This is a genomic window from Nocardia speluncae NBRC 108251 (assembly GCF_001613245.1).
GTDB lineage: Bacteria > Actinomycetota > Actinomycetes > Mycobacteriales > Mycobacteriaceae > Nocardia > Nocardia speluncae.
Window position 1 is genome coordinate 413,131 of the sequence record NZ_BDBZ01000007.1, and the last position, 21,171, is coordinate 434,301.

Annotated in this window: 11 protein-coding genes and 1 pseudogene; 10 read left to right on the forward strand and 2 right to left on the reverse strand. The window is 69.6% G+C overall.

Annotation, left to right across the window (positions count from 1 at the left end; all coding sequences use genetic code 11):
- Window positions 1-60 precede the first annotated feature (60 nt).
- Window positions 61-546 carry an SDR family NAD(P)-dependent oxidoreductase gene (locus NS6_RS11345; protein WP_068040342.1) on the forward strand — a complete coding sequence of 162 codons (486 nt, stop codon included), beginning with the start codon at window positions 61-63 and terminating at the stop codon, window positions 544-546.
- Here NS6_RS11345 and NS6_RS11350 read toward each other — a convergent pair.
- The gene (locus tag NS6_RS11350) at window positions 515-712 is read right to left on the reverse strand and encodes a hypothetical protein (RefSeq protein WP_068040344.1); all 198 of its coding nucleotides are present in this window, start codon (window positions 710-712) and stop codon (window positions 515-517) included. The two genes, NS6_RS11345 and NS6_RS11350, sit on opposite strands and share 32 nt — an antisense overlap.
- A 47-nt stretch (window positions 713-759) precedes the next feature.
- A pseudogene (locus tag NS6_RS11355) lies at window positions 760-1,101 on the reverse strand (SDR family oxidoreductase); the annotation flags it as partial.
- Window positions 1,102-1,616: 515 nt separating this feature from the next.
- Here NS6_RS11355 and NS6_RS11360 point away from each other — a divergent pair.
- The 9 genes from NS6_RS11360 to NS6_RS11400 all read left to right on the forward strand — a co-directional run bounded on the left by NS6_RS11360 (window position 1,617) and on the right by NS6_RS11400 (window position 21,169).
- Window positions 1,617-2,165: a class I SAM-dependent methyltransferase gene (locus tag NS6_RS11360; protein ID WP_245669269.1), complete on the forward strand. Its 549-nt coding sequence runs from the start codon at window positions 1,617-1,619 to the stop codon at window positions 2,163-2,165.
- A gap of 75 nt (window positions 2,166-2,240) precedes the next feature.
- The gene (locus NS6_RS11365) at window positions 2,241-6,257 is read left to right on the forward strand and encodes a non-ribosomal peptide synthetase (RefSeq protein ID WP_068040348.1); all 4,017 of its coding nucleotides are present in this window, start codon (window positions 2,241-2,243) and stop codon (window positions 6,255-6,257) included.
- Window positions 6,244-6,744 (forward strand): OsmC family protein, encoded by a 501-nt coding sequence (locus NS6_RS11370; protein ID WP_068040350.1) that lies wholly within the window; start codon window positions 6,244-6,246, stop codon window positions 6,742-6,744. The genes NS6_RS11365 and NS6_RS11370 overlap by 14 nt, the downstream gene beginning before the upstream one ends.
- The gene (locus NS6_RS11375; RefSeq protein ID WP_068040352.1) at window positions 6,741-15,185 is read left to right on the forward strand and encodes a type I polyketide synthase; all 8,445 of its coding nucleotides are present in this window, start codon (window positions 6,741-6,743) and stop codon (window positions 15,183-15,185) included. The genes NS6_RS11370 and NS6_RS11375 overlap by 4 nt, the downstream gene beginning before the upstream one ends.
- The gene (locus NS6_RS11380) at window positions 15,178-15,951 is read left to right on the forward strand and encodes a class I SAM-dependent methyltransferase (RefSeq protein ID WP_084470945.1); all 774 of its coding nucleotides are present in this window, start codon (window positions 15,178-15,180) and stop codon (window positions 15,949-15,951) included. Before NS6_RS11375 ends, NS6_RS11380 begins: the two co-directional genes overlap by 8 nt.
- Window positions 15,941-17,338 (forward strand): MFS transporter, encoded by a 1,398-nt coding sequence (locus NS6_RS11385; protein ID WP_068040356.1) that lies wholly within the window; start codon window positions 15,941-15,943, stop codon window positions 17,336-17,338. The genes NS6_RS11380 and NS6_RS11385 overlap by 11 nt, the downstream gene beginning before the upstream one ends.
- The gene (locus tag NS6_RS11390) at window positions 17,335-18,657 is read left to right on the forward strand and encodes a methyltransferase (protein WP_068040359.1); all 1,323 of its coding nucleotides are present in this window, start codon (window positions 17,335-17,337) and stop codon (window positions 18,655-18,657) included. Before NS6_RS11385 ends, NS6_RS11390 begins: the two co-directional genes overlap by 4 nt.
- Complete coding sequence (locus NS6_RS11395) at window positions 18,654-20,066, forward strand: FAD-binding oxidoreductase (protein WP_068040361.1); 1,413 nt, start codon at window positions 18,654-18,656, stop codon at window positions 20,064-20,066. The genes NS6_RS11390 and NS6_RS11395 overlap by 4 nt, the downstream gene beginning before the upstream one ends.
- Entirely contained in the window at window positions 20,048-21,169 is a 1,122-nt protein-coding gene (locus NS6_RS11400) for a class I SAM-dependent methyltransferase (RefSeq protein WP_068040363.1), read from the forward strand. The genes NS6_RS11395 and NS6_RS11400 overlap by 19 nt, the downstream gene beginning before the upstream one ends.
- Window positions 21,170-21,171 lie beyond the last annotated feature (2 nt).

Below are 21,171 nucleotides of genomic sequence, written 5' to 3' on the forward strand. Positions count from 1 at the left end.
TGTGGTAACTGATCTCGACGCAGCCGAGCGTGTCTACGCGGAAAGCTTCGGAGGGAGCAAGTGGACCAGGTTCACCGAGGTCGCTATCACGCCGGACACAGCCTCGACCTCGCTGTATGGGATCACACCCTCGAGGTGGCCCTGCGTGGCTCCATGCTGACGATTCGAGGCGCCGTGCCCCGCATGCTCGAAAGCGGCGGCGGCAGGATCGTGAATACCAGTTCCGGTGCTGCGTTCGTGGGCGAGGCGCAGCGGCCGGCGTACGCCGTGGCCAAGGCCGGTGTGGGCGCGCTGACCCGCCATGTGGCTTCCCGCTGGGGAAAGCACGGCATCCGGTGCAATGCAGTCGCTCCCGGTTTGGTGGACACGCCCCGGGCACGTGCGAACTCCAAGGACTTCTGGGAAGCGGCTCTGGCCGCCATTCCGAGCGGCCGACTCGGTGACGTCCTCGATATCGCTTCCGCAGTGGCCTTCCTGCTCTCCGAAGAGTCGAGCTGGGTCAACGGGCAGGTGATCAACGTCGACGGTGGCAGTGTGATGCGCTGAGCGTGGCGTCTCGATGATCCACCGGATCGATCGGCGCGCTCAGCCGGATCGCCGCCAACTGTTGGCGCAGCAGGACTTCCTTCTCGCTGCCCGGCGCCACCGACTTCACCGGGGCGCTGCCGGCCGGCAAGACGACCCAGACCACCTGCTGGTCGATGAAATGCACTGCGCCCTTTGTCCAGTGGGCAAGGGAGCATGTGTGCGGGGGGCTGGTCAGCGCAGCTTGATGCTGCCGCCGTCGACCATCAGGGTCCGTCCGGTCATGTCGCTCGCGTCGGCGAGGAACACCGCGACCCCGATATCGGATTCTGGATCGCCGAACCGGTGCAGCGGGGCCTTGGCGAGCAGCACGTTCTCGACCCCGGGGTTCGCCTCGATGCCCTCGGTCGGTGCCGGCGGCGAGATGATGTTGACATTGATGTTGTCGGGCGCCCACTCGTTGGCCGCGACTCGGCTGATGGCGCGGATCGCTTCCTTCGCCGCGGCGTACGCACCCTGGGTCTGCTGGCCTTCGAGACCGGCACCGGAGGCGAAGTCGATTACCGATCCCTGGGCGGTCGGCACCAAGGGCGTCCAAGGTGACCATCAGCGTTTCATCGTCGTTCAGCATGAAGTGACCGCCGGTGGACAACCTGCGGTTGCCGGGCCGGACTCGGGGTGCGAGTACGAGATTCCGGGGACGCGCCCCGGTGCCTGTAGCGGTTGAAATGATCGAGCCAGAACGGCGCGATGGTGTGCAGAATCGCGGCGGCACGTCGGCGAGCTGCCGAATGTCTGCCGCGGAGCGGGTTCCAGCTGGGGCGGACGGTGGTTGGGCGAGTCGGTCGTTTGTCGTGACTCGTCTCGGTGGTCGCCGGACACCGTCGCATTCCGGTACATGTTCTCCGGGCGGACGCTGTGCGCGTAAGCGCAATCGATAATGGTTATCATTATCCAATAGTTGGTACTCGGCGTGTCGGCGGCCTGCCGGCCGCCCGTAATCGGAGGTGGCAATGGCCGCGATGGATGTTCTGGTGGATCGCATGTTGCGGAGGCCGTCCGGGGTGTTGGCGCGCCGCTGGTGGCGGGATATGAAATCTCACCACGACATATTCCGGGATGCGCTCGCGGCGTTACGGCCTGTGTCCGACGATCATGTGATCGAGATCGGGTGCGGTGGGGGAACGTTCGCGAGTTGGATGCTGAGGAGCGGTTGTCGGGTGACGGCGGTCGATCACAGCGCGGACATGGTGGCGCTGACCCGGCGTAACAATGCCGAGGCGGTGGCGGCGGGGCGGCTCGCGGTGGCGACCGCTTCCGCGGGCGAATTGCCTTTTCCGGCAGGGAAGTTCAGTGCTGCGGTGATGACGAACGTCTTCTTCTTTCTCGACGCCGCGCCTGTCGTGGCGGAGTTGGTGCGGGTGCTTGCGCCGGGTGGGCGCGTGGTGGTGCACACCCTGGCGGCGGACCGGCCTGCCGCGGTAGTGCCGCGGCCGGTTGTGCGGCGGATGCGGCTGTACAGCGACGACGAGCTGGCCGGGTTGTTCGAAACTGCGGGATTCACCTCGGTTTCCGTGGGGCGCGTCGGTGGTGGGTCGTTCCAGCTCGTGACGGCGATCCGTGGTGACATCGAGCACTGAGCCGTGGGGCTATTGAAAATGACAACCAATATCAATTAGTCTCGTCGAGGTAACTCTCGGCGGAAGGGCTCGTTGATGGTGGTTGTAGCGGAGGAAGTCCGTCGATGTATCGAGGCGGTACTCTCGGTCGATCCTGCGGAATGTGTGCCGGACAAGCGATTACATGAGCTCGGATTGGAGTCGTTTCTCGCGGTGCGGCTGCACCTGCGGATCGCGGAACGGACCGGGATCCGAGTGCCGCTGGAGTCGTTCGTCGGCGCGACAGTGGGGTCGTTGACCGCCGCCGTCGCCGATCGGATCGCCGATACGGAGCCCGGCGATGCGCCGGGTGAGCCGCCGGTGCACCCGGAGCCCAGGGCCGCGGAGGTGACCGAAGCGGCACTCACGCCGATCCAGGCGTCGTATTGGGTGGGCCGCGAAGCGGGGCTTCCGCTGGGTGGGGTGGCGACTCACTACTATCACGAATACGAGCGCATCCCAGCGCAATTCGTCACCGGCGACCCGGAGGCGGAGATAGCGGCACTCGAATCGGCATGGAACCGGGTCGTCGAGCGGCACGAGATGCTGCGCGCGGTGATCACCGACGAGGGGCGCCAGCGGGTTATCGTGCCGGGTTCGTGGTACTCGATCGGCGTCACCGACCTGCGCGGACACACCGACCCGGACGCGGCCTCCGCCGCCCTGCGGGACGAGAAGTCACATCAGGTGCGCGATACCGGTAGCTGGCCGCTGTTCGATATCCATGCCGCGATCCTGCCGGAGGGCGGACTCCGCCTCTTCGTGGGTTTCGACATCATCGTGCTGGATATGGCGAGCTGGATTCTGCTGATGCGTCAGTGGGGTGCCACGCTCGCCGACCCCACCACCGAATTGCCCCGATCGACCACCACATTCCCGCAATACCTGGTGGGCCGGGAGTCGGCGGAGCAGCGGCGGCGGTGGGAACGGGACCGGGCCTACTGGCTGGAACGGGCTCCGTCGCTGCCACCAGGGCCCGCGCTGCCGTATGCGGTTGCTCCGGAGGCTGTCGGCCGACCACGATTCCGCCGGCACGAGGCGCGGCTGGAGCCGTCGGTCTGGTCGGCGCTCACCGATCGCGCGGCAGCGCACGGACTGAGCCCGACCGCAGTCCTGCTGGCGGCATTCGGGCTCACCCTGACCCGATGGGGCGCCGGCGACCCGTACTGCCTCAACGTCACGCTGTTCGATCGGCCGGACTCCACCGGCGACGAGCACCTCATCGTCGGCGACTTCAGCACCACGGCGCTCGTCGAAGTTCCCGATACGGGGGCGGCATGCACTTTCACCGAATTCGCGACCAGCGTCAATACCAGATTCTGGTCGGATCTCGAGCATCGGTCGTTCAGCGGCGTCGAGGTCCAGCGGAACCACAGCGCCGACCTCGTGCCACGGTACCCGGTGGTCTTCACCAGCGGGGTCGGGTTGGGGCAAGCCGACGGCGCGGCAGCGGCCTGGCTGGGAGATGAGGTTTTCGGCCTGTCACAAACCCCTCAGGTGGTGCTGGACCATATCGTCTGGGACGAGGCCGGCGCGCTCCGCATCGCCTGGGACGTGGTGACGGAAGTCTTCCCGGCCGGTTTCGTCGACGGGATGCTCACCGCCTGTCAACGGCTGCTCACCCGGCTGGCCGAGGACGAGACCAGCTGGAGCCGAGCCGATCTCGGATGGGACCCGTACTTCGTCGAACCGGAACCGCTGCCCGCCGCGGCCGTCCCGATGTGCGGTCCGCTGCTCGACGACCCGCAACGCCGGATCGCCCGCACCCGGGCGCAGGATCCGGCGATCCTGGCCGACGGGGTGACGCTGAGCCACGGCGAACTCTCGGCTGCGGCGGAGGCCGTGGCGACCCGGCTGCGCGCCGCCGGTGTCCGGCCCGGAGACCGGGTCGCGGTGGCGATCGCCAAATCGCCGCGGCAACTCGTCGCGGCCTACGGTGTGCTGCGGGCTGGCGCGACCTTCGTGCCGGTGGAACCGGACTGGCCCGCGCTGCGTATCGCCTCGGTCTGCGCCCGCGCCGAGATCGCGCACGCGCTGGTCGCACCGGATGTGGCGGTGGGTCTGCCCGATACCGTGTCCGTGCACTCACTCGAAGATATTCACACCGGCGCAGCCGATCCTGTCGCTACTGCCGTGCTCGACCCGGCAGAACTGGCCTACATCATCTTCACCTCGGGTTCGACCGGTGAGCCCAAGGGTGTGGCCATCGAGCACCGGGCCGCGCGCATCACCATCGACGACATCAACGATCGATTCGAGGTGGGGCCGGCCGACCGGGTGCTGGCGCTGTCGGCGCTGAGCTTCGATTTGTCCATCTACGACGCGTTCGGTGTACTGGGCGCGGGTGGGGCGCTGGTCCTGCCCGATCCGGCGCGGTTACGCGATCCAGCCCATTGGTGCGACCTGATCTCCCAGCACGGCGTGACGGTCTGGAACACCGCGCCCGCGGTGGCCGAAATGCTGGTGGAATACGCCGAAGCCGACCCGGTGGCCGCCGCCGGGCTTGCATCACTGCGCGTGATGCTGTTGTCGGGCGACTGGATCCCGATCACCCTGGCGCAGCGGTTGCGTGCGGTCATCGGTGCCGTCGACATCATCAGCCTCGGTGGTGCGACAGAGGCCGCGATCTGGTCCATCTGCTATCCCATCGGCACGGTGCCCGCCGAGTGGGCCAGCATTCCGTACGGGCGGGCCCTGCGCGACCAGTACTTCCTCATCCTGGACGAGAACGGTGCACCGTGCCCGGTGGGCGAACCGGGAGAACTGCATATCGGCGGAGCCGGATTGGCCCGTGGGTACGTGGGTGATCCCGCGCAGACCGAACACCGGTTCGCCGTGCACCCGGCGTTGGGACAACGGCTGTACCGGACCGGCGATCTCGGCCGCTGGCGCGTCGACGGCACCATTGAATTCCTCGGCCGCGTCGACCGGCAGGTCAAGATCCGAGGGCATCGGATCGAACTCGGTGAAATCGAGGCCGTTGCCGCACGTCTCCCAGGGGTGCGGCAATGTGTGGTGGCCACCGTACCGGGTGCCGACGACCGCCCACGCCTGGTCGGCTATCTGAGTGTCAGCGGCAACGCGCCCGAACCGGCGGCCCTGTCGACGTCGATCCGCGACCACCTGCCGGAGTACATGGTGCCCGCACGATGGGTGATCCTGGACCGCATCCCGTTGACCGCCAATGGGAAGGTCGATAAAGCACGGTTGCCGAACCCGTTCCGCGCCGAGACCGCCGCAGCCGGCGCCTCGACGGCCGGTCCCGACGCGCTGCGCAATGCATTATCGGATTCGGGCGCGACCACGTCCGCCCCACCCGCCGGCGGAGATGCGCAACCGCTGGATGGTCGGCGGCCCTTCACCGAATCGACATCGGCTGCGGCTCGGCCCGCCGCGATGAGCACCGAAAGGGAGGGGACCGAAGGTGCCGGCGATCGACATTGGCTTCGGGACGCGGCCGCCGACCTCGGGCAGCGCGGGCTGGGACTCACGGTCCGGGTGGATGCGGGCCGATCAGGCGCAGGCGAAGCCCTGTCGCAGGTCGTGACCTGGTTGCGGGATCTACGGCCGCTGCTGGCAGACCAGGGGGTGCGCATCACCGAAACTCTGTGCGACGGAGACGGAATCATCGAACTCGGCGTCGAGGCCGCCGCGCCGCCCGCTCCGTCACCGCCCACTCCGGTACCGGCCGAACCGGAAACCGCTGACCGTCCGCGACCGGAGATCGAACGCGCGGTGGCCGCGGTTTTCGCCGAGTTGCTCGGTACCGAGGTCGCGGTCACCACACCGTTTCACGATCTGGGGGCCACATCGATGACCCTGGTGGTCGCGCATCGCAAACTGCGTGCCCTTGCCCCCGCGCTCACCGTCGTTGATCTGTTCGATCACGGATCGGTGCGGGAGCTGGCACGTTTTCTGACCAGGGCCGCAGGCTCGGCACCGGTGCCCGAGCAGGCGCCGCAGCCGTCGGGACGCCGGCAGCACCACGGCGTCGATCTAGCGGCCGCGGCCGCCCGAGGCCGGCGTCGCGGACGTCGGCTGGCGGAAAGCCAGGTACCGCATGCCGCTTGCTGATACCGTCCGGCGGCTGCATGCCGCCATCCGCGGGCGCGGGGACGGGCGGCAGCCCTTCGCCGCCCGAGCCCGATGGCACCCGGAGACCACCACCCGGGTCGGTGTCCGATTCGACGGCCACACCATGACCGTCGACGAACCCGCCGCGGCGGGGGGAACCGACAGCGGCCCCAACCCGATCGAACTCGCCCTCGCCGCGCTGGGCAGCTGCCAGATCATCACCTATCGATTCCAGGCGGCGCGGCTGGGGATCGCGGTCACCGCTATCGAGGCCGAGGTGCGCGCCCACCTCGACATGAGCCCGGTCTTCGGGCTCACGGACCTGGCCCGATACCCGGAGGCGATCCGCATCCGGATACGGGTCGAGGGCCCGGCTACGGCTGCCGATTATCGCGAACTGCAACGGCTGGTGGACGACTCGTGTCCGGTGCTGGCCATCGCGCACGGGCGCGTTCCCGTGCACAGTGAACTGGAGGTTGGCTCATGAGCGCCGACAATATGATCGCCGTCGTCGGCATGGCCTGCCGCTTTCCCGGCGCGCCCGATGTGGCCGCGTTCTGGGACCTCATCGAGTCCGGCCGTGAGGGCCTGACCCGATTCGACGAGGCCGCGGCCGCCGCGCGCGGCGTACCCGCTGCACTGCGCCGAGACCCGAACTACGTACCGGTGGCCGGAATCATCGACGGTTACGACGAATTCGACGCCGCACACTTCGGTTTCACTGCCGCCGAAGCCGCATTGCTCGACCCACAGCTGCGGGTACTGCTGGAGTGCTGCCGCCATGCCTGCGACGATGCCGGGCACGGCGGCGGCGCAGATCTGGGCGCTGTCGGCGTGTTCACCGGCGCCGCGCACAGCGTGTACCTGGAGCACAATCTGGCCGGCTATCGCAGGCGCGCCGAACTCGACCCGATGGGCCACCTGCAGGCCACGATGGGCGCCCTGACCGATTACTATCCGCAGCAGATCGCCTACCGGCTCGGATTCACCGGGCCCGCGTTCGCGGTACAGGCCACCTGCTCGTCATCGCTGGTAGCGGTCCACCTGGCCGCGCAGTCGCTGCTGCTCGGTGAATGCGATGCGGCGCTGGCGGGCGGTGTGTCGCTGATCGTGCCGCAAGGGCGTGGCTATCTGCACGTGCCGGACGCGGTGTTCGCGGCGGACGGGCACACTCGGTCGTTCGGCGCGAACGCGTCGGGCATGGTGCACACACCAGGCGCCGGTGTCGTCGTACTGCGTCGGCTGGCCGACGCGCTGGCCGATGGCGATCCCGTGTACGCGGTGCTGCGCGGTAGCGCGGCCAACAACGACGGCGCTGCGAAAGCAGGGTTCACTGCCCCTTCGGTCGCGGGACAGGCCCGGGTCGTCATCGAGGCACTCGCCGTCGCCGATATCGACCCCGGTGAGGTCGGTTTGATCGAGGCGCACGGCACTGGCACGGTCCTCGGCGACCGCATCGAATTGACCGCACTGGCCACGGTTTTCGGTGACCGGCGACGCAGGCCGCTTGCCATCGGCTCGGTGAAAAGCAATATCGGGCATACGAATACCGCGGCCGGTATCGCCGCGCTGATCAAGGCGGTGCTCGCGGTACAGCACGGCAAGCTGCCCGCGACACTGCACGCCGATCCGGCCGATCCGGAGCCGGACCGGCATGCCGGGCTCTTCGAGATCGTTGCCCAGACCAGGGACTGGCCGGGCGAACAGGCGCGGATCGCGGGCGTCAGCTCGTTCGGAATCGGCGGCACGAACTGTCACGTCATGGTGGCGCAGGCACCGGCGCCGCCCGCACCTACCGCGCCCGATCCGCGGGCCCAGCTGATACCCGTATCGGCAACCGACGCGGCGGCCTGCCAGGCCCAGGTGGATGCGTATGCCGCGGCCGGTGCACCGGCCGATCTCGCCTACACCGCGGCCGTGGCCCGGCATCCGGACACCGGCTACCGGGCGGCGCTCGTCCGCACGAACGGGGCGGCCGAGGGCGATCACCTGGTTGCGGTGCGGCCCGTGCCACAGCAGCGGCCGCGCATCCTGTTCGCCTTCCCCGGAGCCGGATCGCAGTACCCGGGTATGGGCGCCGAACTGTACCGGGACGAACCAGTATTCGCCGCCGTCGTCGACGAATGCGCGCAGGCAATGCGGCCGGTGCTCGGTGTCGATATCCGCGAGATCATCACCGCGGCGCAGCCACATCGCGACGCCGAGGATCCGCGCCTGCACCAGCCTGCGCTGTTCGCGGTATCGTTGGCGACCGCCGCGACCCTGCGGGCCTGCGGCATCGAACCCGACGGGGTGCTCGGCCACAGCCTGGGGGAGTTCGCCGCGGCGGTGTCGGCGGGAATGCTGGCCGTCTCGGACGCAGCGCGGCTGGTAGCGGTCCGGGCGAGCGCCCTGGCCGAGACCGCGTCCGGAGCCATGCTCGCCGTGACGCTCGACGCCACCGGCAGCGACGCATTGCTGGCCCGCTACTCGGCCCTCACGCTCGCCGCGGTGAACGCTGCGGAGGAACGAGTGCTCGCAGGTCCGGCCAGCGTCGTTGCCGAGGTGGCGGCCGATCTGGCCGCGCGCGGTGTCCGGCACAGCCGGGTGCGGATCGGGCTGGCCCTGCATTCGCCCGCGGTCGAGGCCGCCGTACCGCCGGTGCGGGCCGCTGCCGCCATCGGATACGCGCCCGCCACGATCCCCTTCTACAGCACCCACACCGGCGCCGAGACGACCACGGTCGATGCCGAGTACTGGGCCCGGCAACTGCGTGAGCCGGTGCTCTTCGCGGCGGCGCTGGATGCGGCCACGGCCGCCGGGCCGACGATTCTGATCCAGATCGGACCGGGTGCCGCGGTCGCGGCGGCCGCACGCCGTGACAACCGGGAGAACCTGGTCGCGGCGGTGACGACGTTCCCCGACGCGCGCGAGGCCGCGACCGGCGAACGCGCTGCCCTGCTGACCGCCGTCGGTCACCTGTGGTGTGCGGGTACGCCCTTCGATCCGGCGGCCCTGCACCGCCGACGGCACCGGGTGCGCCTGCCCGGATACCCGTTTCAGCGCAGCCGCTACTGGATCGACCCACCCGCGACCGAGGAACCCGAACCCGACCCGACCTCGGTACTGCAATTGCCCACGTGGACGCGGATCGGGCCGCCGACCACCCCGCTCGAAACATTGCACGGCACCACCTGGATGCTCACCGGACTGTCCGGCCCGAGCGCATCGGTCGCCGTGGCGGCGCTCACCGATGCCGGGGCCACTGTCAGCACGGCGGATTCGGCCGAGCCCACGGAGCCCATCGACGGCGTGGTGGTGTCGCTGGATCCACTGCGGTCCGAGCCGGTGGTCACCGAGGGCACGGTCGACGACCCGGCGGTCGCACGAATCGGGGCCGCCCTGGCGGTGGCCGGTGACGCGGTCCGGCGCGTGAACGGTCTGCGTGCGGCGCCGCGCGCGGTGCTGGTGGTGAACAGCTCTTCGGCGAGCCTGCCGGGCGAGTCGCCACGACCGGAGGATGCGGCCACCAGCGCGCTCGGGCGGGTCATCGCGGATGAGACAACGATCCGCTGTCGCACCGTCGACCTGGCCGCCGAGACCGCGCCGCTCGACCTGCGTGCCCTGGCCGCCGAGGCCGCCGACCTGCTCGGCCGGCCCGCCGACGCGCCCTATGCGGAGATCGCGCACCGAGCGGGTATCCGGTGGCGTTGGAGCTGGACCCGCTGGGAGCCGATGGCCGGGCCCAGGTCCGCACCGCTGCGTCTGGTAGTGATACTCGGCGGGTTCGGGCGGCTCGGCACCCTGCTGGCCGAGCATTTCGCGGCAGCGGGCGCGCAGGTCGTGCGTGCCGGGCGGAGCGCGCCGCAAGGCACCGCCGCTGCCACGACCTCATACACCGATCGGATCGTCGATATCACCGATTGTGGCGCGCTCGGTGCCCTGTTCACCGATATCGCCACCGAACACGGTGGCATCGATCTGGTCGTGCACGCCGCCGGCTCGGTCGGCGCCCAGGCGATCGCCGGGCTGTCCGAATACACCGGAGCCCCGGGCGTGAACCTGCGGGCGAAGGTCGAGGGCACGCGGGCGCTCGCCGAGGCCGTCGCCGCCTGCGCGGACCGGCACCGGCCGCGCCGGGTGCTGCTGATGTCGAGCGTCGCCGGGGCACTGGGCGGTGTCGGACTCGCCGAATACGCTGTCGCGAACCGGTTTCTGGACGAATGGTCGCAGGCAAGCCCGGCCGCTGACGGCACCCGATGGTCGTCGGTGGTGTGGGACACCTGGGACGGCGACGATCGGGTGAACGCGTCCGCGCTCGCCGCGGTACGCGCGGCGATGCTCGCGGTACCGGATGCGCTCACCGCGCTCGACCGCCTGCTCGCACTCGGCGAGCTACCGCAGGCACCGGCGGTGCTCGCGGTGTCACCGCGTTCGCTGGACGAAGCGGCCCGCAGACCGGCTGCCGGTGGGCCGGCGATCACCGATCCGACCACCCCGGCGATCGTGTCGACCGGGGACCTCACCGAGGATCAGCAGGTCGTCGCCGCATTGTGGAGCGAACTGCTCGGCGTCCCGGTGACCGGGCCGGATGCCGATTTCTTCGCCCTCGGTGGGCATTCTGTGCTGGCCACTCGCATGCTCGATCTACTACGTACCCGGGAACAAGCCGAAATACGCCTGCGCGACCTGATCGCCGAACCGACCCTGTTCGCTGTGGCCGATCTGATGCGCCGTCGACGACAGCCGGGCGTGGACACCGCGGCGGAGCCGGCCCGGCAGCCCGCCACGGCAGCCGACGGCACCTTCCCGCTGACCCGCGTGCAGCATGCCTACTGGATCGGCCGCAGCGGCGGCTTCGGTCTCGGCGACGTCGCATGCCACTTCTACTTCGAACACGACTGCGTCGACCTCGATCTGGACCGCTATGAACGCGCATGGAACCGTGTCATCGACCGGCACGACATGCTGCGCACCGTTATCACCGACGACGGCTGCAACCGGGTGCTGGAGGCGGTGCCCGAATATCGCATCCGCCGCCACAACCTGGCTGCGGCCCCGGCCTCCGAACGCGCGGACCGGCTCGCGGAGCTGCGCCGCCAGCTTTCGCATCGGGTGCAGCGCCCCGACCGCTGGCCGCTGTTCGACGTGCGAGCGGTGCGCCTCGACGACACCACGGTGCGGCTGTGTATCGGCATCGACGCGCTGATCTGCGATTCGGCAAGCTACTTCCTACTCGACCGCGACCTGCGCCGGTACTACCGTGAGCCCGAGGCCGAACTACCTACGCCGCGTACCCGGTTTGCCGACTACGTCGCCCATATCGGCTGGCGCGAAGACAGCACCGACTATGCCCGAGCGGCGGCCTACTGGCGTCGACGGCTGCCCGAACTGCCCGGCGCGCCCGCCCTGCCGACGCGCACCCGGGCCCAGGCGCGCCCGTGGTTCGGCCGGCGCCGCGCCGCCCTGCCACCGCAGCGGTGGACTCGGCTGCGGGAACTGGCCGTCGAGCACGGGGTCACTGTCTCGGCGGTCCTGCTCACCGCCTATGCCGACGTGCTGGCCGCCTGGTCGGGTGATGAGCGGTTCGCGGTGATGCTCACCCTCGTCGATCGGCCGGTCGCGCTGCCCGATATCGATCAGGTGGTGGGCGATTTCACGGCGTTGATCGTGCATGAGGTCGACAGTGGCGCGGGCGGTAGTTTCGCCGATCGGGTCAAACGCACCCAGGCCAGGTTGTTCGACGATCTCGATCACCGGGCTTATTCGGCGCTCGACGGGCTGGCCGAGCTCGCCACCGGTACCGGCACGCGCACCTTACTGCCAGTGGTGTTCACCAGCGCGCTCGATGTGGCCGAACTCGTCGGCGGCGAACCCGACCTGGAATGGGCGGGGCGTATCGTGCACGGCGTCAGCCAGACCCCGCAGGTGTGGCTGGATCACCAGGTGTTCGTGCAGGCCGGCGCGCTGCAATTGCAGTGGGACGTGCTCGAGACCGTGCTCGACCCGGCCGCAGCCGACACCGCGTTCGGTACCTACGTCGATTGGGTCGGCCGGCTGTCGGCGGGTCCGCAGGCGTGGACCGCTGTCGAGGACGGGCCGAATGCGGGTACCGATCCACAGGCGGAGATCACCACGACGGTCACCGGTATCTGGTGCCGGGTACTCGGCCTGGAGGCGGGCACGATCGCACCGGAGTCGACGTTCGTGGCGATCGGCGGTGATTCGGTGCTCGCCGTGCGGATGGCCGCCATGGTGCGCACCGAACTCGGTGTGACGGTGCCTGTGACGGATCTGGTCGGCGATCTGACGCTGGCGCAGCTGGTGTCGCGGGTGCTCGAACACCGGTCCGGGCCGGTCGCCGCACCGGCGGCGACCACGGAACTGGTGCACGTCACCGACGCTTATGCGCCGTTCGCGTTGACGCCGCTGCAGCAGGCGTACTGGGTCGGCCAGCATGACGGGTGGGCGCTGAGCTACGAATCCGCCCACATGTACGTCGATTTCTTGCTCACCGGTGTCGACGGTGACGGCGTGCGGACCGCGGTGCAGCGTCTGGTGCAGCGCCAGCCGATGCTGCGTGCGGTCTTCTCGGCCGACGGAAACCAGCAGGTTCTGCCCGTCGACGAGGCACGTCTGGCCCAGCTGCCGGTCACCGAGATCGATCTGCGAACTGCGCCGGTCGGCGACATCGACGCTGCCGTCATCGCGACCCGCACCGAATTGCAGCACAGCGGACCGAATCTGGATCCCTGGCCATTTCGGGTCGTGGCGCTGCGACTGCCCGACGAGGCGCTGCGGCTGCATATCGTCACCAGCCTGCTGGTCGCCGACGGTTGGTCGTTCCAGTTGATCTTCACCGAGCTGTTCACGTACCTGGACGAACCGAACGCGGTGCTGCCACCGCTGACCGCCCAGTTCGGCGACTATGTCGAGACCGTGCGCAGGCAGCGGGGCGAGGCGAGCTGGCTGGCCCAGCGCGACTGGTGGTGGGAACAGATCGACGATCTGCCCGCCGCACCGGCGCTGCCGCTGGCGATGCCGGTGCACGAGGCACGGCCGGAGGCGATGGTGCGCCGTGAGTTGCGCCTGCCGGGCGACCGGATGGACGTGCTGCGGGCGCGGTGCACCGAATTCGGTATCACGCCATCGACGCTGTTCGCCACCTGCTACGCGCTGGCATTGGCCAGGCTGGCCGGGCACCGGCGGTTCCTGCTGAATGTGCTGTACCTGAACCGGCTGCATCTGCCCGCGGATCTCGACCACGCCGTCGGTCCGTACGCCGGCACCGTACTGGTCGATATCGATGTGCCGGCCGACGCCACCTTCGTCGCCGCGGCGCGCCGGGTCCAGGCCGCGATGGGCCGTACCCTCGATCACGGTCAGGTGACCGGTGTCGAGGTGGTGCGCGAGCTGGCGCGTCGGCGGCGCGACCATGCACCGCAGGCTCCGGTGGTGTTCCACAGCACGCTCGGCCTGCATCCGCCGACGGGCACACCTGAGGCAGTGCGGGTCCGAGACTTCTTCCAACGAGTGCGTACCCCACAGGTGGCGTTGGATATGCAGGTGTTCGAATGGGATTGGGACGACGAGGTCGTGGTCAATCTGGATGCCGTTGCGGAATTGTTCGCTCCCGGTGTTCTCGACGAGCTGTTCGCCGATATCACCGGGCGGTTGGCGGTATTGGCCGACTCGACCGCCGGCTGGACCCGCCCGCTCACCCTTCCTGCTGCCGAACAGCCTGCCGCCGCGACGGCCACCGCCGCACCCGCCGCGCTCGCCGGACCACTGCGGACCCCTGTCGAACATGCAGTGGCCGAGATCTGGGCCGACCTGCTCGCCGATACCGGTGTCCTCGACCCGGTGGCAGTGGACCGCGGCACCGACTTCTTCGCCCTCGGTGGTGATTCGGTCCTCGCCATCCGCATGCTCGGTAGGCTGCGGGCCCGCCTCGGTGCCACCGTTGCCCCGCGCGAGTTCCTGCGTGATCCGACCCTCGCCGCCACAGCCGTCGCGCTCGAGGCGCGAATCGAGGTCGAGCCCGCACCCGCACTCGCCGAGGAGACCGATGCTGCGATTACCATTCGCGACGGTGCAGGCGCGCCGCTTTTCCTGATTCACCCGACCGGCGGCGACGTGTCCTGCTACCTCGACTTGTCGAGCCGGTTGGACACCGACCGGCCGGTTATCGCGATCCAGGATCCGGCGCTGGCCGGTCACCCCGGCCCGGAGGGCATCGACGGGCTCGCCACGGTTTATGAGCGCACCATCCGCGCCCAGCAGCCGCACGGCCCCTACCTGCTGGGCGGGTGGTCCATGGGCGGGATCGTCGCCCACGAGGTGGCGCGCCGGCTGCGGGCGGGCGGCAGCGAGATCGCGCTCCTGGTGCTGATCGACTCGAATATCGCCGACCGTATCCACGACGCCGACGGTGCGCGGTTCTGGTCGCGCTATCTCGGCTCGCTGGAGTCATTCCTCGACATCGATCTCGGATCGGCCACGCTCGACAGCGATTTCGCGGCGGCGACCGCGGAACAACAGCGCGCACGGATGGCAGCGGTACTTGCCGAGGCCGGCCTGCTGCGGCAGCCCGACCCGGCCGAACTCGCCCCGCGCGAGGAGGTGTTCCGGCGACACCTGCGGGCGCTCGGCGCGCACCGGACCGGCCGACTGACGCTGGGGCAGGGGCAGGGGCGGCTGGTCATCGTAGCGGCCGGTGCCGAGGCGCCACGGAATTCCGGTGTCGGCATGGGGGTCGACGACTGCGGCGACCTCACCGACCTCGGCTGGAGCGCGTACACCGACGCCCCCCTCGATACCGCGACGGTCGCCGCTCACCACTACGCGCTGCTGCGGGAGCCCGCCGTAGCCGACCTGGCGCGGGTGGTGTCGCGGGCACTGTCCGCTGTGCCCACCGTGCCAACGCTCGAGAGGAGCGCCGATGCCTGAGCAGCCGATGCCTGAGCATACGAATGCCGACACCTATTCCGTCACCGCTGAGTTCTACGACCTGATGGCCACCCCGTACTGGGCGCAGGTCGACCCGCTGCTACCGGACCTGCTGGCCGAGGTCGACACGCTGGCCGGTCCGGTCGTCGATATCGGAGCGGGCACCGGTCTGTCCACTATGGCCGTCGCGGACGCGCTGCCGGATGCCGAGATCATCGCGGTCGAGCCGTCCGGTGCGATGCGTGCGGTGCTGATGTCGCGACTGGCCGCACGGAAGGATCTGCGGGAGCGGATCACCGTGCTGCCCAGCGGGTTCCTCGATGCGGGCCTGGCCGGTCCGTGCGCGGCAGTCGTCGCGCTCGGCGTGCTCGGGCACTTCGACGGCCTCGCCCGGGCCCGGGTGTGGACGGCGATCGCGGATCTGCTCGCACCGGGTGCTCTCGCCGTGGTGGAGGTGCAGCAACCCGGGCAGGTCGTCGAGGTTTCCGAGCGCTGCTATACCCGGGCCCGAGCCGGTGCACTGCGATACGAGGGGTGGAGCCGGGCGCTGCCCGTCGACGACGAATCGCTGATCTGGCGGATGACCTATCGCGCGTACCGGGATACGGAATTACTGCGCGAACACCGCACCGAACACCAGGTCTGGCCGGTGCCCGCCGACCGGGTCGTCGCGGAGGCCGCGGCCGCCGGGTTGACGGCGCGGTCGGCGGAGGTCGGTCCCGGACTGCTGTGTTTCGGTCGGCCGGAGGTGGCTCATGCATACTGAGACACCGCGAATCGCCACCGCGCCCGCACTCGCGCTCATCGTCGCGGCGACCGCGCTCATCGTCATCGACACCACCATCATGGGTGTGGCCATCCCGGCCATCGGCACCGATCTCGAGGTCGAGCTGGTTGCTGCACAGTGGACGATTGTCGGGTACGCCGTCACCTTCGGTGCGTTCATCCTGCCCACCGGCAGCCTGTCCGACCGGATCGGGCACCGCAGGCTGTTCACTGCCGGGGTGTCCGTATTCACGGTGGCTTCGGCAGGCTGCGCGATCGCATCGGATATCAGCATCCTCAACGTATTCCGCACCGTGCAGGGCGCGGGTGCGGGCATGATCTTCGCGACCGCGGTGCCGCTGGTCGTCGCGATCACCGACGACAGCGCGCGGCCCCGCGCCTTGGCGCTGTGGGCGGCGGCAGCCGGTGCGTTCAGTGCGGTCGGCCCACTGCTGGGCGGAGCGCTGATCTCGCTGGGGGACTGGTGGTTGATCTTCGCCGTGAACATACCGGTCGGGCTGGCGGTGCTGGCCGCGACGCCGCGCGTGCTGCCACCGGATCGAGCCCTGCGGCCGGCGACGGTCACCAGCGGTGAAGTGCTGGCCGCTGCCGGGATCACGGCCGGACTGCTCGGCATCTTCTACCTGCTCGACACCGCGCGTCAGGAGTGGACGGCGGGCAGGGTGACACTCGGCGCTGTAGCCCTCGCGATCGTCGCGGGCACACTCGCCACCCAGGGACGATCGGGCGCGCCCTTGGTCGATCTCACTGTGCTGCGCAACCGCTGCTTCAGCGGCGCAGCGGCCCTGTCCATGCTCAGCCGGTTCGTCACCATGGCACCTCCGGTGTTCCTGGTGATCTATCTCCAGCAGCAGCTCAGCGCGAGCCCCTTCGCCGCGGGCGTCGTGCTGGTGCCGATGTTCATAGCCGCGTTCACCGGTGGCTTGGTCGCGCGCCGCGTGACCGGCCGCTATCCGGTGGCGTGGGTCGTCGCGGGCGGATTCGCGCTCGGCGCGCTGGGTGCCGCGACGACCGCGGCGCTGATCGGCCCCGCCACCTCGTTACCAGTGATCGCCGCCGCCCTGATCCCGGCCGGTTTCGGGTTCGGTATCTCCTCCACACCGCTGATAGCGGTGGCCGTATCCACCGTGCCCGCCGCGCGTTCGGGTATGGCGTCGGGCCTGGCCAACTGCTTCATCCCGATGGGCACGGCCGCCGGCACCGCGCTGCTCGGCGTGGTATTCACCGCCACCGATCGGCTGGAAACCGCCGCCGCGGCCGTGCTGGCGACCGCGGCAGGTGCCGGCAGCATCGCCGCCGTGCTCGCCGTCGGCACGCTGCGGCCCAGCTCCCCGCACGCGAACGAGAAACGAAGGCAGGCCTCGTGAACGACTCCGTACTGTCCCTGCTGGCCGAGCATCCGTTCATAGCCGGCGCCACCCGGGACCACGATTCGGGCGATATCACCGTTATCCCGGACACGGCGGCGATCGCTGTCCGACCGGTACCCGGCCCCCTGCTCGCGGAACATCTGCGGCATTGGCAGCAGGTCTATGAATTCGTCTACGCTGGGGCGACTGACCGGCACGCCGACGATCTGGACCTGTCGGGGTGGCGCGCCTCCGATACGGGTGCGCCGCTGCCGCGTGAGCATATGCTCGAGTGGATCGACCACGCGGTTCGGCTGACCCTGAGCTCGCGGCCCCGGTTTGTGCTCGAAGTCGGCTGCGGCAGCGGCCTGCTCGCGCATCGAGTCCGCGACCGGGTCCGCCACTATGTGGGGCTCGATGTGGCGGCACCGGTGGTTGAACGGCTGGCGCGGCAATTGCCGTCGGCGCGGATCGCGCGGGCCGCCGCACACGAACTCGGTACCGCCGCCGTCCGGCAGCTGCTCGACGAGACCGCCCCACCCGATTGCCTCGTCCTCAACAGCGTCACCCAATGCTTCCCGAACGAGGACTATCTCACCGCTGTGGTCGACGCCGCCCTGGACCGGGTCGCGCCCGGCGGCACGGTGGTGGTCGGAGACGTCCGCAACTCGACTGTGCTCGACCACTATGCACGCTGGGTGGAGCGGGCCCGCGACCGCACTGTCGGCGACGCCGAACTAGAACAGCGGGTAGCGCGCCGGGCCGCTGCAGACGAGGAACTGGTGTGCGATCCACGGGTATTCGCGCGTATCGCCGATCGGCATCCCCGCACGGTACATCCGGCATGCTATGCCAAGCCGATGCGGGCCGATACCGAGCTCACCCGCTACCGGTACGACATCGTCTACACCGTCGACGTGCCCGCGCCGCGCCCCTGCCCAGTGGTGACCTGGCCCGAATGGGCCGACGGTGACCTGCGGGTATTGGCCGCGCACCCGCCGCAGGACGAGCTGCTCGTGCGGGACATCCCCAACGCGCTGCTGGCACCTGGGGTAGCCGGCGCGGTCACCCCAGCCACGCTCACCGCTGCGGTCCCGGCCGGATGGTCGGTACTCCTCGACTCCGTCGACGGGCGCAGGCTCGCCGTCGGACCCGCATCGCAAGCCCACCGGCTGCCCGCGGTCGACCCGAACATCGAGACATCCGGCTGTAACGACCCGTTCGCCGGGTTCCTACGTCGCAGACTCCCGGAATTACTCGCCGACCACCTCGAACAGCGACTGCCCGGGACGATACCGCCGCGGATCACTGTCGCTGCGGGGGTGACGGTCCGGTGAACGCCCCCGCAGGCACCCTCGCGGCGGATCTCGCGGCCGCGTGCCGAGGCGAGATCCTCGTGCCCGGTTCCACCGCCTACGATCTCGCTCGCCGCGGCTGGAACGGCGCGGTCGATCATCGTCCGGCGGTGATCGTGCGATGTGCAGGCCGCGCGGATATCGCTGCGGCCGTGCGCATCGCGAGCCGGCAGGGCAGCGCCGTGGCACTCAAAGGCGGCGGGCACGGTATCTCCCGGTTCGCCGCCGCCGACGGGGCGGTACTGCTCGATCTGACCGCCCTCGACGCGGTACACGTGGATCCCGACGGGCGTCGTGCCGTGGTCGGACCCGGTGTCACGTGGGCGCGGCTGGACCGGGCTACCCAGGCGCACGGGCTCGCGGTCACCGGCGCCGACGTGTCCAGTGTCGGCGTCATCGGCTCGGCGTTGGCCGGTGGCAGCGGTTGGTTGCAACGATCGTTCGGGCTCACCTGTGACAACCTCGTATCGGCCCGGATGGTCGTCGCCGACGGACGCGAACTCACGGTGGGCCCGGACCAGCATCCCGATCTGTGGTGGGCGCTGCGTGGTGCCGGCGTGAACTTCGGGGTGGTGGTCGAGGCCGAACTGCGCTTGTACCCGGTCGGCACCGTGCACGCGGGCACGCTGGTGTTTCAGTACCGGCACGCCCGCACAGTCCTCGCCGCCTACCGGCGGCTGTGTGCGAGCGCACCGGACGGCCTCGCGCTCCAGGCGGCACTACTGCACTGGCCACCGGGCGCACCGGAGGGACCCCCGATGGCGGCGATCAGCGCTGTCTACGCCGGTCCGGCCGAACAGAGCCATTCCGTCCTCGCACCACTGCGAGCGATCGCCGAACCCGAACTCGACCTGCTGCGCCCGCTCGACTACCCGAGCGTGCAACGCCAATCCGAGCAGGCCTTCATCGACGGATACGCCACCACCACCGGTAGTAGATGGTTGCATGCCCTCGACGACACCACCATAGATCGCCTGGTGGCGGCCGGCGCCCGGATGCCTACACCGCACACGATGATCTCGCTGCATCAGCAGGGCGGTGCGTTGAGCCGGATTGCACCGGCGGCCACCGCTTTCGGATTCCGTGGCGCCGAACATCACCTCGCCCTGTTCGTCAGTGCGCCGGCGGCGCACCTGCTCGCACCGGGACGCGACTGGATCGCCGCCCTCTGCCGCGCTGTCCGGCCGAGTGCCGCGGGCGGACCGTATATCGGCCTCCTCGACGGGGACGCGCCGGAGCTTGTGCAGACCGCCTACCTGCCGGACAGTTACCGCCGCTTACGGACGCTCAAGACCGTCTATGACCCCGGCAACACCTTCCGGGCCAATCACAACATCGTCCCGGCCCGCACCAGGACGCCACAGGAGCCATCATGGACACCGACACCCTGATCGATGCCACCCAGCATGCGGGCGAGACGGCTGCCGGACCGCTCGACGGCGCCCGTTTCCATTCCGCCCGAGCCGATCTCGATACCTTCGGCCTGCAGGCGATGGCCGATGCTCTCGCCTCGATCTTCACCGAGGGTTCCGTCCGTACCGCCGCCGAGGCCGCCGACCGGCTGGAGGTGGCATCCCGGCACCGCTGGCTGCTGCGACGGTGGCTGCGCACCCTGACCGAACACGCCTGGCTCACCGGTGATCCCGACGGCGGTTACCACACCCTGCACCGCGGGCCCGCGCCCACTCGCGCCGACCTGCGCAGCGTATGTGCCGACCTGGGGTACCCGCCTGCGCTCGCGACCTTCTTCGCGCAGGCCAACGCCCGCTCGCTACCTCTCTTACGCGACCGTGTCCTGGTGCAGGAGTTGCTGTTCCCCGACGGTGATTTCCTCACCGCCGAAGTCGCCTACCGCGACAACACCGTCAACCGATACCTCAACGCCGCCGCGGCGCACCTGGTCGCCGAAACGGTCCGCCATCGCGCATCCGAGGGCACTGTACGCATCCTCGAACTGGGTGCGGGGATCGGCGGGACGACCGCCGATATCGTCGGACAGCTGGACGGTTACGACGTCGACTATCGCTTCACCGATCTGTCGACGTTCTTCCTCACCGCCGCCCGCGAACGTTTCGCGGCCCACCCGTGGCTGCGTTACGACCTGCTGGACCTGAACACCGACCTGCCCGGCCAGGAGCCCAGCGACATCATCGTGGCGGCCAATGTGCTGCACAACGCCCACCACGCCGGGGAAACACTGCGACGGATTCATGATGCGTTGACCCCGGGCGGGCTGCTGGTCTTCCTCGAATCGTGTCAGGAGCACAGTCAGCTGCTGACCTCCATGCATTTTCTGATGTCGGCACGATTCGGGCTACCCCACCCCGGGCGAGCAGATGTGCGGGCCGGTTCGGATCGCATCTTCCTCGATGGCGCTGAATGGCTCGGTGAAATGACGACCGCCGGTTTGCGGCCCCTGCCGGCGATTCCGCGACCGGACCATCCGCTGGCCGCGCTCGGCCAGTTCCTTTTCGCCGCTTTCCGGCCACAATGAGC

What these genes read in the sequence shown, in the direction of transcription:
- NS6_RS11360 (WP_245669269.1), top strand. Translation starts at nt 1,617, where the DNA reads ATGAAATCTCACCACGACATATTCCGGGATGCGCTCGCGGCGTTACGG.
- NS6_RS11365 (WP_068040348.1), top strand. Translation starts at nt 2,241, where the DNA reads ATGGTGGTTGTAGCGGAGGAAGTCCGTCGATGTATCGAGGCGGTACTC.
- NS6_RS11370 (WP_068040350.1), top strand. Translation starts at nt 6,244, where the DNA reads ATGCCGCTTGCTGATACCGTCCGGCGGCTGCATGCCGCCATCCGCGGG.
- NS6_RS11375 (WP_068040352.1), top strand. Translation starts at nt 6,741, where the DNA reads ATGAGCGCCGACAATATGATCGCCGTCGTCGGCATGGCCTGCCGCTTT.
- NS6_RS11380 (WP_084470945.1), top strand. Translation starts at nt 15,178, where the DNA reads ATGCCTGAGCAGCCGATGCCTGAGCATACGAATGCCGACACCTATTCC.
- NS6_RS11385 (WP_068040356.1), top strand. Translation starts at nt 15,941, where the DNA reads ATGCATACTGAGACACCGCGAATCGCCACCGCGCCCGCACTCGCGCTC.
- NS6_RS11400 (WP_068040363.1), top strand. Translation starts at nt 20,048, where the DNA reads ATGGACACCGACACCCTGATCGATGCCACCCAGCATGCGGGCGAGACG.